Source organism: Clostridium sp. K13 (assembly GCF_019734195.1).
In the GTDB taxonomy this organism is placed as follows: domain Bacteria; phylum Bacillota; class Clostridia; order Clostridiales; family Clostridiaceae; genus Clostridium.
The window spans coordinates 109,579-127,222 of sequence record NZ_JAASHM010000001.1 but is presented as its reverse complement, the minus strand read 5'-3'; the positions used below and the strand labels follow the sequence as shown (position 1 = coordinate 127,222).

Below are 17,644 nucleotides of genomic sequence, written 5' to 3'. Positions count from 1 at the left end.
CTTAGATATATCTTATGTTATTTATAGTATAATTGTTCGCCTGTTTATTTCAATTTATAAAATAAATTTAAGTAGCATAGGAAATGTTACTAAAAAAATTAAAGTTGTAATAAATACAATAACAGCTGAATACTCTTTTTCTTTATCAAAGTTTTCTGCTAAAATTGATGTCATTGCAGCTGCTGGCATTGCTGTAATAATTATTAATGTTTTGCTTACCATAGAAGTATCATTTATTATTCTCGATACTAGAATTAGTATACAAGGTAGTAAAATTAACTTTAATAAACTACTATAATAAATAGTATAATCTTTTAAATATTTAAGTATATTAGCATTTCCTAAAATTACTCCTATTATTATCATTGATAATGGAGATGTTAACCCTCCAACTAATTCTAAAGTTGAATATAGTACATCCGGAATATTAATTTTAAATATCATTATAATAAGTCCAATTATAACAGCTATAATTGATGGATTTAATAAAACCTTTTTTAAATCTTTTTTATCTATATTCCCATTAAACAACATAACTCCATATGTCCATACTGCTATTGTAAAAAACATATTAAATATAGATGCATATATAATACCTTCATTTCCAAATATACTATAAATTATAGGAAATCCTACAAATCCACAATTTGAAAAAACATTTGCAAATTGCATTATAATTTTTTTATCTGATTTTATTGGATAAAGTGCAATATAAGAAACTATCATTGTAATTATCAAAGATATTGGACTATAAATAAAGCATTTTATAATATTACTCTTAAGATCATCATTCATATCAAATATAAATGATGAAACTACTAAACAAGGTAATGAAATCTCTAATAGTATATTAGTTAATCCTTTATTTATTGTTGGTGTAATTATTTTTCTTTTGCTTCCATAGACTCCTATAAGCATTATTAAAAACAATGCTATTACCCCATTTATTATTACTGTTAAATCCATTAATTCACCCCACTTTTTACCATCATTTTAATTATACACTACAAAAATAAAAAGAAACTAATATTTAATGTTTCTACATAAATAATTAGTCTCTTTTTAAATATTAACTTTAGAATAATGATAATTGATTTGTTTCTGACATTCCTTCTAAACAACCATGATTGCTTAATGTTTCTATTACAGTTTTTGACACCTTAGATCTTAACCTTAAATCTTCTTTTGAAATAAACTCTCCATCTTTTCTTGCTTCTGCAATAGATTTTGCTGCATTTACTCCAACTCCTTGAAGTGAGCTTAATGGAGGTCTTAATGCATTATCTACAATTTGGAATTTAGTTGCATCTGATTTATATAAATCAACTTTCAGCATTTTAAATCCTCTCTTAAACATTTCAAATGAAAGTTCTAAAACTGTAATTAATCCTTTATCTTTAACTGATGCTTGGTTTCCAAGGGCATATAATTCTTGAAGCTTTGCATGAATAGCTGTTTCACCCTTACAAATTAAATCTGCATCAAAATCATCAGCACCTCTTACAGTAAAGTATGTTGCATAATATGCTAGTGGATAATACACTTTATAATATGCTACTCTAACAGCCATCATAACATAAGCAACGGCATGCCCCTTAGGGAACATGTACTTGATTCTTTTACAACTTTCAATATACCAATCTTCAACATTATTTTCTTTCATGGTTTTTTCAAACTCTTCTGTTAGCCCTTTACCTTTTCTTACGCTTTCCATTATTGTAAATGCCGTTTTAGGTGCAACACCTTTATACATAAGATAAACCATGATATCATCTCTCGTTGCAATACAATCTCTTAAGGTAGTATAACCTTCCTTAATAAAATATTGAGCATTATTAAGCCAAACGTCTGTACCATGTGAAAGTCCAGATATTCTTACTAAGTCTGAAAATGTTTTTGGTTGTGTATCTACAAGCATTTGTCTAACGAATTTTGTTCCAAACTCTGGTAAACCATAAGAACCAACTTCACATTCTAATTCTTCTTTTGTAACACCTAAAGCTTCAGGTGATGTAAATAAAGACAGTACTTTTTTATCATTAAGAGGTATAGTCTTAGGATCTAAACCTGTTATATCTTGAAGCATTCTAAGTACTGTCGGATCGTCGTGCCCCAGAATATCAAGCTTAAGTAATCTACCTGAAATTGAATGGTAATCAAAGTGTGTTGTTGTAACATCAGATGTTGAATCATCTGCTGGTCTTTGTATTGGTGTAAAATTATATACATCAGTATAGTTAGGCACAACCATGATTCCTCCTGGATGCTGACCAGTAGTTCTTTTTATACCTGTACATCCAATAGTAAGTCTTTCAATTTCTGCTTGTGAAACAACTTGTTCATGTTGGTCTAAATATTTTTTAACAAATCCATAAGCAGTTTTTTCTGCAACTGTACCTATTGTTCCAGCCTTAAATACATATCCTTTCCCGAATAAAACCTCTGTATATTTATGAATATCACCTTGGTTATCTCCAGAGAAGTTTAAATCTATATCCGGTTCTTTATCTCCTTCAAAGCCTAAGAAAGTTTCGAAAGGAATATCATGCCCATCTTTTATATATGGTACTCCACAATCTGGACAATCCTTATCTTCTAAATCGGCCCCTGAACTTACGGAACCATCTAAGAAGAAATGAGACTTTTTGCACTTAGGACAAACATAATGAGGTGGTAATCCATTAACCTCTGTTATATCTGACATTGTTGCAACGAAGGATGATCCAACAGATCCTCTTGAACCAACTAAATATCCATCTGAATAAGATTTTGCAACTAGCTTTTGTGCAATTAGATAAAGTACAGCATATCCATTGTTTATAATAGAGTTTAATTCTTTATCTAGTCTTTTTTGTACTACCTCTGGAAGAGGATCACCATAAATGGAGTGTACCTTATTCATTGTCATATTTCTAATATCATCATCTGCTCCCTCAATTTTAGGAGGATAAGTTTCATCAGGAATTGGTTTTAAGTTTTCTTCTACTGAATTTGCTATTGCTTGTGGATTTTTAATAACTACTTCCTTAGCAACTTCACTTCCTAAATAAGCAAATTCCTTTAGCATTTCCTCTGTAGTTCTTAAATACAGCGGAGGTTGATTATCTGCATCACCAAATCCTTGGCCAGCCATAATTATTCTTCTAAAAGCCTCATCATGTGGATCTAAGAAATGTACATCGCAAGTTGCTACAGTTGGCTTATTAATTTCTCTTGCTAAATCATAAATTTTTCTATTTATATCTTTAAGTTCATCCTCATCCTTTACTGAACCTTTTTCAATCATATAAGCATTATTTGCTATAGGCTGAATTTCTACATAATCATAAAAGCTCATTACTTCTTTTATCTCTTCATCACTTTTTCCACCAACTACTGATCTATATATTTCCCCAGCTTCACAAGCTCCTCCAATTATAAGACCTTCCCTCATCTCCATAAGTCTAGATCTTTTAGTTCTTGGTCTTCTAAAGAAATTATCTATATGTGCCTCTGATACAAGCTTATATAAATTTCTAATTCCAGCTTGAGTTTTTGCTAAAATTATTATGTGATAAGTTGGTAGCTTTTTAATATCAACCTTTTCTAAGAATACTTTATTTAATTCTTCTAAAGTTTCTATTTCTAACTCTTCTTTTATCTTCTTAAAGCATTCTACTAAAATATCTGCTGTTGCTTTAGCATCATCTACAGCTCTATGATGACTATCAAGCTTAATTCCTAAATATTTTGCAACAAGGTTTAATTTTACAGACTTTAATTCTGGATATAAAAATCTACAAAGCGGAACTGTATCAACTATAGTTGGTGAAAACTTTAGTCCTAAATCATTACAATTCTTAGATATAAAGCTACAGTCAAAGTTTGCATTATGTGCTACTACAACTGAATCACCTATAAATTCTAAAAATCTTGGTAATATATCTTCTATAGATTGTGCATCTCTTATCATATCATCATTTATACCCGTAAGCTCTATTATCTTATAAGGTATAGGTCTTCGTGGATTAACAAATTCACTAAAGTTATCTACTATAACACCATTTTTAATTTTAACTGCCCCAATTTCTATTATTTTATCATTTTTAGATGAGAACCCTGTTGTTTCTAAATCAAATACAACATATGTATCATCTAAATTCTGGCCTTTTTCATTTAAGGCTAATGGAACACCATCATCTACTAAATATCCTTCCACACCATAAATAACTTTAATTTTATTTTTCTTAGCAGCTATTTGTGCATCAGGGAATGCTTGAACTCCACCATGATCTGTAATTGCTATAGCTGGATGACCCCACTTTGCTGCTCTTTCTATAATTTTAGAAACCGGTGTAACACCATCCATTGCACTCATAGTACTATGGCAGTGAAGCTCTACTCTTTTTTCCTCAGCTCCATCCATCTTCTCCATCTTCTTCATCTTCAAGATATCTCTACCCATTATAACTACTTCTCTTTGATAAGTATCATATACCGCTTCACCTCTTACTTTGCAGTAAAGACCTTTTTTAACATTATCAAGTACTTCATCTTTCTCTTGAGGCTTTAAGAAGCACTTAACTGTTATAGAACTAGTATAATCAGTAATATAGAATGTTAATATTATCTTACCAGTTTTAGTTTCCATAGTTTCAACTTTGAATACATCTCCTAAAACTGCAACATATCCTGATCTTTCATCTATTTCATTTATTGGAGTAGCTTCAATAGAAATATTTCTTCCATATATAGCATTTTCAGCTTTTGCCTCTCTTTTATAAGTATTTTCTCTCTTTTCATATGTCTTCTTTTCAACAGGCTTTTTCTCTACGGGTTTACTTCCACCACTTGAAGCATTACTCATTTCTTGAGCTCTAGCTTGCATAGCTTTATTTAGTAACTCTTTTTCTTCCTTTTCTCTTGCTGCATAATCTATTATAACTTCCATACTAGGATCATATTTTATTTCAAATCTACAGCTTATTCCAAACATTGCTTCAACAGTATTTTCTAAACTCTTTTCGCCATTTTTACCTTTTAAATGTTCTGTTAATTTATCATATCCATTAAATACAGATACTTTATTCCCATTAACTTCCTTCCTACAGTTTAATAAAAGACTTTTACATAATGGTGTCTTTTTTATTGTTTCAGAAATACATTCAATCCAGTGATTTTCAATTACTTCTTCTAATGTAATATCTGAAGCATCTCTATAAAAAACTATTTCTACAGTAATTCTTATCATTAAAGTTTTACAAATAATTTTTTTAATTAATTCTTCTTCATCATGAGCTAATTTCTCTTTTCCTCTTAAAACAACCTTTAAAATCATACTTTTTCTTAAAAGTTGAAATTTTATTATCTTAAGCTCTTTATCTTCTAAGCTTTCATGTTTGTTTATCTCAAGGGTTAGCTTTTTAATAATATCGTCACTCATCTTTTACCCCCAATATCTTAAAATTTTCAACTACACCATTATAGCATAAATTTATTTTTGTGAAATACTATTAATAGCCTGTGAATTATTAGTAAAAACTAGCTATATTTAATTTTAATTTGTATAATGATAATTATATTAGTATATAAACAGAGGTGTAGCTTTGAATATTAAAGAATTTGATTATTTAGAAATAGCATTAAATGAATTAAAAGATAATAATGAAGCATTAATTAAAGCTTCCATGGATTTAGAAAAATCATTTTTTAACATTCTTGACGAAAGTTATTGTGAGTTTTCTAATATTAGTTGTAGAGTTAAATCTATAGAAAGCTTACGTGAAAAAATACTTAGAAATCATTATTATAAACGTTATCCAAACGCTAATGAACTTATATATAAATTAAGTGATCTTATTGGCATAAGAATTGAATGTAGATTTGGTGATGACGAAAAAAAGATTTATCGTTTTTTAAAAAAATATTTTAATAAAAAATCAGATAATGATTTTTTCTTTAGTGATAGTAGTAATAATATTTTTCTTAAACTTTCTGGAAAACAACCACAAAAACAGAAAAATGGATTCACAATTTATAGAATTGATGGTAAATTCACTTATAATAATTTAATAATTCCTTTTGAATTACAAATTAAATCTTTAACTAATATGTTTTGGAGTGAAATTGAGCATCAAATAATATATAAAAATTCTAATTATGTTATTGAAGATAAATTTTTAAAAGATATTATGAACTCTATAAAAAATAATTTAACTATGATAGATAACCAATTATTAACTGTTTTAAACCACGTTGAAGCAAAAAAATCTAAAACTAATGCTTCAAATAAAAGAAACCTTCAGGAAATAGTGTCAAAATTTATATATGATATGTTTTCTACAAAAATGAAAGAATCTATTGATATGAGTATTAATTTTAAGGATTCTTGTGAAACTATAGTAGAATATGTGTTCTTTAAAAATAATATATCAACTGATAATGATTATACAAATGTTTTAATAAATGCACTGAATAGGATAAACTTAATTTCAGATGAAAAACTAGATTTTAATTCTTATCTAAATTTTGAAAGAAATATTATTTATGATGATTCATTTAAAAGAATTATTGGCGAATATTTTGAAAGTGTAATTAACAGTGAGTTTAGTTGGAACTTATTCTTTAGAATTTTATTTACACTAGAGCCTTTAGATAATATAGGTGATTTTGAAAAATTCTTATCTTATCTTAAAGTTAGTTATACAGAATCAAAATATATAAATAGGCAAAAAGATGTTTTAATTTCTAGATTTAGTAATGACTTCTTAATAATTGATGAAGCTATTAAGACTCAAATAGCTAAAACACTAGTATCTATTGATAAAATAAATATAGTTTATGAATATTCTATTGAAGAAGTTAATGATGCTGTTGAATATATTTATAAATATATTTATGATAATATAAACACTATTGAACAGTGGGTAAAAAATTCCGATGCTATTTTATTGCACTTGCACAATGAAATATTAGAAGCTTTAGAATAATATATTATAGGACAATACAAAAACTTATCTAAAAATAACTCTTTGTATTGTCCTACCACTCTATTTAATATTCCATTTTTAAAATTTTCTTACCCTATTAAAATTAAAAATATTAAAGATTATAATTTTTCTATCACTAAACTATACTCTTTATTAAGACTTTCATGCTTTTTTTCTAAATTATCATATCTTTCTTGTAAATTTCTCATAATGCTTTCTACTCTTCTTTTTAACGATTCCATATTATTAATTAAATCATTTATCTTATTTTGCACTAAAATATCAGTGAATATATTGTCAAAAAATAAATCTAAAGTCATAGTAGCTGCAGAAAATGATACATTATTTAAATTAATATCACCTAGCTCTTTATTGAACTTGCTTATTAAATGTACTATTTTCTCAAATTTATCATTAGCATTATTAATTTTATTGTGCTTTGCTATCGTTGATATAAGATCTCCTCCAGCAATGTCAAAAATCCCCCAATTTTTAGCCCCTCTTAACTCTTCTTCTGCTTCATTAACTTCTATTAATAACCTTCGTCCTACTGAATATGCTTCTTCAATTTCCTTACTTTCTTTTATTAAATCATCAATTTCATTATCTATATTTGATAACTTTTCTCTAACCTCTTTATCTCCATATGTTTTAATAAAATTAACCTTTTCCTTAATTAATTCATTATATTCTTCTTCACAATTGCCTAATGAAATCAATCTATTTTTTTCATTTGCTAAATCTTCCTTTAATATATTTATACTAGATAATAATTCATCATATTTCAATTTAGCTAGTAAATATTCCTTTTCTTCTTTTTCTAGCTTATCTTCTTTATTATTTAATAAAGTGGCAATAATATTTGATATTGAAATTTTATTAAGCTTATCTACATCTCTCTTTTCTTTTATCTGTTGCCTTTCCAAGCTATATAACTTTTCCTCATTTAATTTTACTTTTTCTTCTAATCTTAATATTTCTTCATCTAATATTTTCTTTAAAGTAACATCATTTTTAAGCTTTTGAATTTTTCTATTTAACTTTTCTAACATTTTTTACTTTCCCCCTAATTATGTAATATCTTTTATAACTAACCCCTATATCATTAGAGAAAATCATATTATCCCATCTCCATTTAATTATATCGAAATCTTTCCAATGGTAAAATATGAAATAACTACTACTAAAATAACAATTACTATACTTGTAATTAACCAAGTAATTGATTTTTTATTCATTAGTCTTCCTCCTCTTATGATTTAATAATGTTTAACATTCCTTTTTATTACTAATTTTACCTTAACCATTAGTATTAATAAATTTTCTATTTCTTAAAAGTTGTTTTATATTTAATTTCAAAAAGTCTTAGCTTTCCTCTAAGAGAAACTAAGACTCTTTATTAATCTATCTTCACCAATTATAGTATTTTCAAAAATATCTTTTGCATTATTTTCATAAATTTTAGGTTCTTGCATACCTGGAGTAAAATGAGTTAATAATAGTTCCTTACAATTACCTTCCTTTGCAAGAGTAGCTGCTTCACTAAATGTCATATGTTTTTTTCTTATTGCTTTATCTAAATCATCATCACTTCCATAGTTTCCTTCACAAATAAACAAATCACTATGATTTATAAAACTTACAATACTCTTTAATGGCCTTGTATCAGTTATTAAACTTACCTTTATCCCTCTTCTTTCATCTCCAACAAGCATTTCCTTTTTATATTCTTTTCCTTCATATGTTATTATTTCATCCTGCCCTTTTTGTAGCTTATTCCATAAAATTTTAGGCACATTATTTTCTTCTGCCTTTTCTACAGAAAATTTTCTATCACGATTAAAATATAAACTATAACCTAAACATGGTGATGAATGATCTACTTCTAATACAGACAACTTTATTTGTCCATTTGTATCTACAACTTCAATATTTTCATTAGTTACATTAAAATTAACTTCCTTTGGATTTTCTATTATTTTAACATCATATGTAAGATATCTTGCAATAACAGTAAGCCCTTTTACTACTTCTGTTATTCCTTCTGGTCCTATAATTGTAAGTGGTTTTTCTCTTCCACTATTGGCTATAGTTGATAAAAGCCCTGTTAATCCAATAATGTGGTCTCCATGACAATGTGTTATACAAATTACATCTATTGATTTAAATCCCCATCCAACCATTCTCATGGAAACTTGAGTTCCTTCACCACAATCTATAAGAATCTTTCTTCCTTTATAATTTAAAAGAGTTGCTGATAAGTTCCTATAAGGCATTGGCATGTTCCCACCGCAACCTAATAAACATAAATCAACCATGTTTTTTCACCAACTTTCTATAAATTCACTTTGAAAGTACATTGTGGATAGTTTTTACACCCTTTAAACTTTCCATACTTTCCTCTTTTTTTCTTTAGCTTACCGCCACACCTTGGACATATATTTTTTCTTATACTTTTCTTTACTTGTTTAATATTTCTTTTTACATTTTTAACATGTGTTTTTCTTTCCTTGAATGAATTTACATTCAATTCATTTAGTTTATTATAAATTTTTTCAATATCTTCTTTTGTAAATTCTTCACTCCTGCATTTTTTTATTATTTTATTTACTTTATTAAAATATGTAACGCTAGTTTCACAGTTAACTTTTAATTTAGCTCTTTTAGTAAATAAAATTATTGATTTAATATTTTTACATCTTAATTCTGGAATTAAATCTTTTAAGGCTTTAATATGTCCATTATTTTGTTTTATTGGATTTCTTAAAGTTTCACTTTTATTTATTAGTATTTGATTCCAATTGTCATCATATTCATTTCCTTTAATTATTCCTTTATAGTTCTTTGTTTCTATAACAAATATACCATACTTTGATATTACTATATGATCTATTTGTGTACTTCCTTTTGTTGTTTTTAATAGTAAATTATTTATTACTTTATATTCTCTTTTATTTAATTTTTTTAGTTTTTTACCTACTAACCGTTCACCTATATAACCTTTTATTTTAGATTTATATAGTTTTAGTGAAATAATTAAAATTACTACTGCTACAATTATTATTTTTATATTCATATGTTCCATATCTTTCTACTTAAATTTATATAATTATTTTGCCATTTGCCGTGATTATTGTAAATATTTATTATAAATTTAATAATAATATTGTCATTTTTTTATTGACAGATTAATTTTCGAATTATATACTAAATATAACAATTTAGTTAATAAATTCTGAGAAGAGAAAAAGTAAGTTCTATAATTGTTCCACAGAGAGTTGGTATTTTGCTGCAAGCCAATGTTCAATATATTACTGAAAATCATCTCTGAGAAGCATCACTGAACTCTTTTTTAGTAAGTGGTGTCGGAGTCTTTCACCGTTAAAAGAAAGTCATATTGTTAGATATGTAACTAAGTGCTATAAAGAATTTTTATAATTTTTTATAGAATTAGGGTGGTAACGCGGTTAATTCCGTCCCTTATTTTAAGGGACGGATTTTTTTATTTAAAAATTTATTAACATAATTGAGTTTGTTATAAAAAGGGGGGGTAATATCATGAGTATAGAAAGTGATATAGATATTAAAAGAAAGAAGTATAAAACAAATTAAAAACATACTAATTGTTACTTATAACAAAATTAATTAAATTATTGGGGGTAAAAATTATGAAAAACTTATCTAAAAAAGATTTATTATTAGTAAGCTTAATGCTTTTCTCATTATTCTTTGGTGCTGGAAATTTAATCTTCCCACCATTTTTAGGACAGTCTGCTGGAAATGCAACTTGGGTTGCTATGGCTGGATTCTTTATAACAGCAGTAGGTTTTCCTATCTTAGGTGTTGTTGCTGTTGCTAAATCTGATGGATTATATAATCTATCTAAAAGAGTTAATCCGTTATTTGCAGTAGTTTTCACTGCTTTAATATATTTATCAATTGGTCCTGGACTTGGAATACCAAGAGCTGGAAGCTTACCTTTTGAAATGGCAGTATCACCTTATCTTCCAGAAGGAGTATCAAAAACTTTAGCACTATTTCTATTTACTTTAGTATTTTTCTCTGTAGCTTATTGGCTTGCTTTATCTCCATCGAAATTAGTAGATAGAATGGGTAAAGTATTGACTCCTGCTCTACTTACTTTAATTGCTGTAATTTTTATATCTTCATTCTTTAAGCCATTAGGATCTTATGGAGATTCTGCCGTAGAATATTCTTCTAATCCATTTTTAAAAGGTTTCTTGGAAGGATACTTAACTATGGACACTATTGCTGCATTAAACTTTGGTATTGTAATTTCACTTGCTATAAAATCTCGTGGAATAACTAATGAAAAATATGTAATATCATCATCAATAAAAGCAGGTTCAATTGCAGGATTATTATTAATTGTAATTTATTCAATGCTTGCTCATCTTGGTGCTACTAGTGGAAGTATATATGGCTCTACTTCAAATGGTGCTGAAACTTTAACAAATGTAATGTCTCATATTTTTGGAGGTCCTGGTCTAGTTTTACTAGCAGTTGTATTTACTTTAGCTTGTTTAACTACATCAGTTGGTCTTATAACTTCTTGTAGTCAATATTTTAGTACTTTAACTTCAAAAATTTCCTATAAAAGTTGGGTTGGAATTTTAGCACTTTCAAGTATGACTTTAGCTAATATGGGCTTAAATAAAATATTATCTATTTCAGTACCTGTATTAAATGCAATTTATCCAGTTGCAATAATGCTTATAGTTCTTGGAATCTTAAATAAATATATCAAAGATAATTCAATTATATATGGACTAACTATTTTGTTTACAGGAGTTATCAGTGTTTTAGATGCTTTAGTGCAAGTTGGATTAAATGTAGAATTTTTAAATAATTTATTATCTAAACTACCACTTTATTCTCAAGGACTTTCTTGGTTTGTACCTGCTTTAATTGGATTATTTTTAGGAACGTTAATTTCTTTAGCTAAAGGAAAGTTAAAATCACCAAAATTGAAATCTACTTTAAACTAATAAATAATATATAATTAATGTAAAAAGTATCCCCATTTAAAATGAGGATACTTTTTTAGTATTCTATACTTTTAGAAATTTTTTCTTTTATTTTTTTCCTTAGCAAATCTTCTGGCATTCTTTATTCCGCCAACCCCTGCAAACATATTATTTATCTTTTCTTTTTCTAATCTTTTAGAGTTTAACTCTGCATATTTTAGTTCTTTTTGAATTTTTTTATAGCTTTCAAATCTATCTATATCAATAATGCCATCTTCTATAGCTTTTCTTACTGCACAACCTGGTTCACTTTCATGTTTACAGTCTGAAAACTTACACTTTGATGCTATTTCATCTATATCTGAAAAAGACTTATCAACGTCTCCTGTAATAAGCTGAAGCTCCCTCATACCTGGAGTATCTATAACTACTCCGCCTTGAGGTAATGCTAGTAATTCTCTGTGTGTAGTAGTATGTCTTCCTTTATCATCATTTCTTAACCCATTAGTAAGAAGAACTTCCTCCTCCATAAGCTTATTAATAAGAGTAGATTTTCCTACCCCTGATGATCCTATAAATGCTACTGTTTTTTCTTTAGTAATATAATTTTTAATAGATTCATATCCTTGGCCACTCATAGAGCTAGTTACTAAAACATCTATTCCAATTGCTATAGATTCTACTTCCAATTGCTTTTCTAAAACATTATCACAAAGGTCTGATTTTGTTAATACAATTACTGGCGTAGCCATGCTATCCCAAGCAACTGATATATATCTTTCTAATCTACGAATATTAAAATCATTATTAAGTGCCATACATATAAATATAATATCTATATTAGCAGCTACTATTTGAATATCTCTTCTATTTCCAGCTACTTTTCTTTCAAAAGCACTTTTCCTTCTTAATACATGATGAATTATAGCATTTCCATTTAAGTCATTTAGTCTGTCTACCATAACCCAGTCACCTACTGCTGGAAAGCTTTCTGTACCTAAAGCTTCTTTTCTAAACTTTCCTGATACTTCTGCTAACGCTTCACCTTCTTCTGTGATAACCTTATACATATCTTTATGCTGAACAGATACTCTTGCCAAATACAAGTTACCTTCATACATAGTTGCTTCATTTTTAAATCTATTACTTAGTCCAATATTATATAAATCAATTTTATTCAAATTTTCTTTCCTCCTAGAAATTCCACTTTAAAAGTCTATAATTTTTTATGGGCTTTCAGTGAGGAGGCTTTTCTTTAATTATTTAGTTGTAAGGTTAATTAGTAGCCACCTCACCATTTAATACTATATCTATTTGAACATTTCTTTTATTCATCATAAAACATCACTCCTTTATATATTTAGTGTATATATTAATACACTCTCTTATAAAACTACTATTAAGTTTTCATTTATTAGTTTATCACTATTTATTTAGATTTTAAAGAAATATTTGTAATTTATTCCTTAATTAATTCTATTTATTCTCACTTTGAAAATGCTCAATAAACTCTGCAGTCTTAGACCAATATTTTATTCCCCAATTTTCAAAATTCCATTGTTCCATATATTCATTACATTCATAATCTACATACCAAATCAAATCATCTTGTACTATAAAGTTAGTTGGAAAATAATCAATATTAATATTATTTTTATATAAAATACTGCAAAATTCTTTTATCTGATTTATATAAGAATCTTTCATTTTATCTTTTACTACTAAATCATCTATACTAGGCCCATCAATAAATTCTTTAAGTATTCTCTCATTATTTATATCAATATCTATCATTTTAGGCATTCTAATTCCTAAACTAAAAAGTTTTTTATAATCATTTAACTCTAATTTAATTTTATCTCCAAAGTTATAATATTCACAGGGTTCATGATGAATTTGTTTTACAACATATTCATTTTCATTATCAGATGCTAAATAAGAATATCCGCCTTTACCCTTTCCTAATAATTTTATTATTTTAAACTTTTTATCATTAACCTCTATATATTCTGTAGACTTATTTATCCATTCTTCTTGTAAAAGTCCATAAAAAAACTCATCATGCCACACATCAGTAAAACCAGCAAACTTTCTGTTTTTAATAATATGTCCTTCTCTTCTCATTCCCAAGTTTTCCATAACTCTATAAGAACCATAATTTTCAGCATCACAAGTTGCATATAACCTATGAAGATTTAAATCTTCAAAAGCAAATTTCACTAACTCTTTCCCAGCCTCTGTCATATACCCTTTTTTCCAATAATCCTTATGTAGAATCCAACCTAACATTCCCTCTTCTAACGAATCATTTAAATAAATTCCACAACCACCTATTACCTTTCCATTTTCCTTTAAAGTAACAGCAAAATCATATTGTTTCCTAGGTTTTTTATCTATGTTTTCTATACAATCATCTAAAAATTCAATTGTATCTTCTTCACTATTAGGTCCCCATATCATATATTTTATATTTTCTATATTTGAAGAATATGCGTGTACATCTTGAAAATCTGCATGACTAAATTCTCTTAATATTAATCTTTCACTTACTAACTCCATATAACCCTCACCTAGTTTAATATTTTACTTTTCTAAAACTACCCTACTAATAAATCTCCAAAGCATCTTTAGGTAAATCTTTTATATGTTTTATAAACTCAAAGCTTCTCTTAGCTTCATCATAATTATATTCATATCCTAACTTTTTCCCTACAATAGGTGCAACCTCTTCAAATAATTCACAAGTTGTAATAAGGGCTATCCAGGAATTTTTATAATCACTCATATTAAATGTAATCATTAATTTTTTCCATAACTCTTCATCTATATACTCTTTAAGATATTTATTTACTTTTCCAATACTCACCTTAAATTCAGTATCTATTCCAACACTCCAACTTATCATATTTAATAAGCCATGCCTTATATAATTATTCATTACATCTATAGAGTAAAGAATTTCCTCTCTCCATAACCCTTTTGCACAGTATGGTGCTACCCACCAAAAATCATTACATTTACTAAAATACTCCTCATAAGTTGGTTTTTTAATCCAATACTGTTTATCACTTGGTTCTTCACTTTTAGGTAAAATATTATCTTTATCTAATAAATTTATAACTAATTTATCCTTATTATATTCTTTCTCTAACATATCTAAAGATTGAAGATGTAAATCTATTCTATTTCCATCAGTAAACTGCATTGAATAAGTATATCCTTTACTAAAATCAATATTCATTCCTTGCATCTTATCTAACTTATCTGGTTCTTGAAAAATAATAGGTTCTCCAAAATTAATTGTCCATTTTTTATCTTCTATAAATGATTTAGTTTCTGTAACTACATATACAATATCATAATCTTGAAAAATATCTTTCTTTATATTTGGATTGGCCCTAGAACCATTCATATATACTGCTCTTATTCTTTTATCCTTTTTAGCAATACTTAATATTAATTCATACATCTCTTTCTCATTTCTCATAACATTCCCCTCTTTATATATATTACTCAATATTCTATCTAGAATTATTTAATTTACACACTCTAAAACACAATCTGTATTGGTTAATTATACCATAAATAAAAAAAATCCAAGAATCTTTCTAAAAATTCTTGGATTAATATAATCTTTTTCTAATATCTAATTAAGATTCCTTATTTTAATCTACTTCCACTTCAAATATATTATTACTATATACATTTATTTCATTACTATGATCATAATAGACTACTTCATAATTATCTCCAACTAACTCACCATCATATTCAACAACTAATTCTCCACTCTCTTTTAAATATCTTGTTGTATATAATTCCATACTATTAAAATTATCAACAGTTTTTATTTCTAGACCACTACTCTTATCTCTAATTAATTCTGGAATTGCAAATATATTATAATTTGATTTTATATATAATTTAGTTTTACCCTCATTAACCTCAACCTTTGTAATAGTTCCATATTCACTTCCTAAAATAGTAGTTAAATCTGTTTTTCCCTCTAAATTTAGTTTTGAAGTTAACTTAAATGGAGAATTTTCTCCTTTTACTGTTTCATTAGTAGCAATCTTAATATCACCTACTTCTACAACTTTATTATTACCATTTTCTCTTACCTTGATATCACTAATTTCTTTATACTTATATGGAATAAAAATAAGAGATTTTGTATCTTCATAAGTCTCTTTAAATTTACTAGTAAAATAATTAATAACTTTATCATCCTTTAAAGTAGTTCCAAAAGAACTTGCTCCCTTCCTCTCTATATATCTACCTTCATTATCAAAGGCAATAAACTCTATATTTGAAAACTCACTTCCATAATAAGTTCCTTGAATTGCTGTATTAATTGGACTTGTTATTACCTTATTTATATTTACTCCATTATTAATATCTGCAAGATTAATATTAGCTTCATACTCATTAACCTTTCCATTAACAGCTTCGCTAGTAACAGGTATATCAAAACTCCAATTTCCTCTTATATAGTCCTCATCTAATATTCCTTCAATATTGTTAAATTCTAAAGAAAATAAAAACTCATCTGGTATTTCTACATATCCACCATAAAAACTTTCTTCTTGAATATCTTTTGGAATTATCTTTTTATCAACTACATCATAAGTTATATGTCCTACATAAGCTTTATTATCCTTTATGAATTCACCACTACCACTTGAAGAAAATGATACTTTTTTTCCATTAACTCTTAAGTTAGAATCTATAAAACTTGGCATATTACTAATTCCATTTTCACTTTCTACAGTATAAAAAACAGCCAAATCTAATCCATCATAAACAACCTTATTTATAGTAACCTTTACACCTTTACTTTCCTTAGTAATATTTAAATCTGATGCATATTTATCATAATTTTCATATCTACTTGAAGTAAAATAATCAACTATATTATTTAATACTGGAATCTTATCTGCATAAGCTGGTAATGTTACTGTAAAAATAGTTATTCCTAAAAAACAAGCTGCTGTTATTCCTGCTAATCTTTTATATCTATATCTTCTTCTATCTATTGCTTTTTTTATCCCTTTATCAAAAGAATTGTTGGCATATTCTGGTATAAATTTATTTTCTTCTCTTAATTTCCTTTTAATTTTTTCATCAAAAAAATCATTATTATTATCCATATATATATATTATACCTCCCTCATCATATATCTTAACTTTTCCCTAGCTCTAGAAAGTCTTGACCTTACTGTTCCTTCTGGTATTTTTAAAGTATTTGCAATATCTTTTATAGGCATATCTTCAAAATAAAATAATACTGTTGTAATTCTTAACTCTTCATTTAGTTCATTTATTGCATTAATTAAATCTATGTTTTCATAAGTATCGTTATATCTCTCTTCATTACTACCATTATTAATGCTTTCAAGTCTTTTATTTTTTCTAATAATTTCATTACATTCATTAATTAGAATTCTTATAAGCCAAGTTTTAAAAAACTCATCCTTTTTTAAAGTATTAATCTTTTCATATGCTTTAACTACAGTATTTTGTATAGCATCTTCTATATCATGTTCACTTTTTAAAATTCCTCTGGCAACTCTATAAACATTTAATCTATTTTCATTAATTAAAGTTAGAAAAGCATCATTATCACCATTTTTTGCTCTAATAACATTAGACTTCTTTTTATAATTAAAAAATGATATTAGCTCCATA

The 17,644-nt window shown here is 26.8% G+C and carries 12 protein-coding genes and 1 other annotated feature; of the genes, 2 read left to right on the top strand and 10 right to left on the bottom strand.

Translation table 11 applies throughout. The features are described from left to right. Positions 1–54: 54 nt before the first annotated feature. Both HCG76_RS00610 and HCG76_RS00605 read right to left on the bottom strand, forming a co-directional pair. Complete coding sequence (locus HCG76_RS00610) at positions 55–966, bottom strand: AEC family transporter (RefSeq protein ID WP_221698410.1); 912 nt, start codon at positions 964–966, stop codon at positions 55–57. Positions 967–1,075: 109 nt separating this feature from the next. After that, positions 1,076–5,422, bottom strand: coding sequence for a PolC-type DNA polymerase III (locus HCG76_RS00605; protein WP_221698409.1), 4,347 nt, complete (start codon positions 5,420–5,422; stop codon positions 1,076–1,078). A gap of 163 nt (positions 5,423–5,585) precedes the next feature. Here HCG76_RS00605 and HCG76_RS00600 point away from each other — a divergent pair, with 163 nt between their 5' ends. Further along, complete coding sequence (locus HCG76_RS00600) at positions 5,586–6,968, top strand: GTP pyrophosphokinase (protein ID WP_221698408.1); 1,383 nt, start codon at positions 5,586–5,588, stop codon at positions 6,966–6,968. Between the two features lie 119 nt (positions 6,969–7,087). On the opposite strand, the gene HCG76_RS00595 is transcribed toward HCG76_RS00600, so the two are convergent. From HCG76_RS00595 to HCG76_RS00585, 3 genes are all read right to left on the bottom strand, one after another. Beyond that, positions 7,088–8,020, bottom strand: coding sequence for a hypothetical protein (locus tag HCG76_RS00595; protein WP_221698407.1), 933 nt, complete (start codon positions 8,018–8,020; stop codon positions 7,088–7,090). A 324-nt stretch (positions 8,021–8,344) separates the two neighbouring features. Beyond that, positions 8,345–9,286 carry a ribonuclease Z gene (locus tag HCG76_RS00590; RefSeq protein ID WP_221698406.1) on the bottom strand — a complete coding sequence of 314 codons (942 nt, stop codon included), beginning with the start codon at positions 9,284–9,286 and terminating at the stop codon, positions 8,345–8,347. Between the two features lie 17 nt (positions 9,287–9,303). Next, positions 9,304–10,053: a nuclease-related domain-containing protein gene (locus HCG76_RS00585; protein ID WP_221698539.1), complete on the bottom strand. Its 750-nt coding sequence runs from the start codon at positions 10,051–10,053 to the stop codon at positions 9,304–9,306. Between the two features lie 143 nt (positions 10,054–10,196). After that, positions 10,197–10,452: a binding site (T-box leader), on the top strand. 184 nt (positions 10,453–10,636) lie between these two features. Between HCG76_RS00585 and brnQ the strand changes: the two genes are divergently transcribed. Next, complete coding sequence (gene brnQ / locus HCG76_RS00580) at positions 10,637–11,977, top strand: branched-chain amino acid transport system II carrier protein (RefSeq protein WP_221698405.1); 1,341 nt, start codon at positions 10,637–10,639, stop codon at positions 11,975–11,977. Positions 11,978–12,048: 71 nt separating this feature from the next. Here the strand turns inward: brnQ and rsgA are convergent, their stop codons facing one another. The 5 genes from rsgA to HCG76_RS00555 all read right to left on the bottom strand — a co-directional run bounded on the left by rsgA (position 12,049) and on the right by HCG76_RS00555 (position 17,643). Continuing rightward, on the bottom strand, positions 12,049–13,137 hold the full coding sequence (gene rsgA / locus HCG76_RS00575) for a ribosome small subunit-dependent GTPase A (protein WP_221698404.1): 1,089 nt from the start codon (positions 13,135–13,137) through the stop codon (positions 12,049–12,051). A gap of 295 nt (positions 13,138–13,432) precedes the next feature. Continuing rightward, the gene (locus HCG76_RS19305; protein WP_221698403.1) at positions 13,433–14,515 is read right to left on the bottom strand and encodes a GNAT family N-acetyltransferase; all 1,083 of its coding nucleotides are present in this window, start codon (positions 14,513–14,515) and stop codon (positions 13,433–13,435) included. Between the two features lie 46 nt (positions 14,516–14,561). Further along, positions 14,562–15,443 (bottom strand): aminoglycoside 6-adenylyltransferase, encoded by an 882-nt coding sequence (locus HCG76_RS00565; RefSeq protein ID WP_221698402.1) that lies wholly within the window; start codon positions 15,441–15,443, stop codon positions 14,562–14,564. Positions 15,444–15,621: 178 nt separating this feature from the next. Continuing rightward, on the bottom strand, positions 15,622–17,106 hold the full coding sequence (locus HCG76_RS00560; RefSeq protein WP_221698401.1) for a DUF4179 domain-containing protein: 1,485 nt from the start codon (positions 17,104–17,106) through the stop codon (positions 15,622–15,624). Positions 17,107–17,115: 9 nt separating this feature from the next. Further along, the gene (locus HCG76_RS00555; RefSeq protein ID WP_221698400.1) at positions 17,116–17,643 is read right to left on the bottom strand and encodes a sigma-70 family RNA polymerase sigma factor; all 528 of its coding nucleotides are present in this window, start codon (positions 17,641–17,643) and stop codon (positions 17,116–17,118) included. Between the last annotated feature and the right edge of the window lies 1 nt (position 17,644).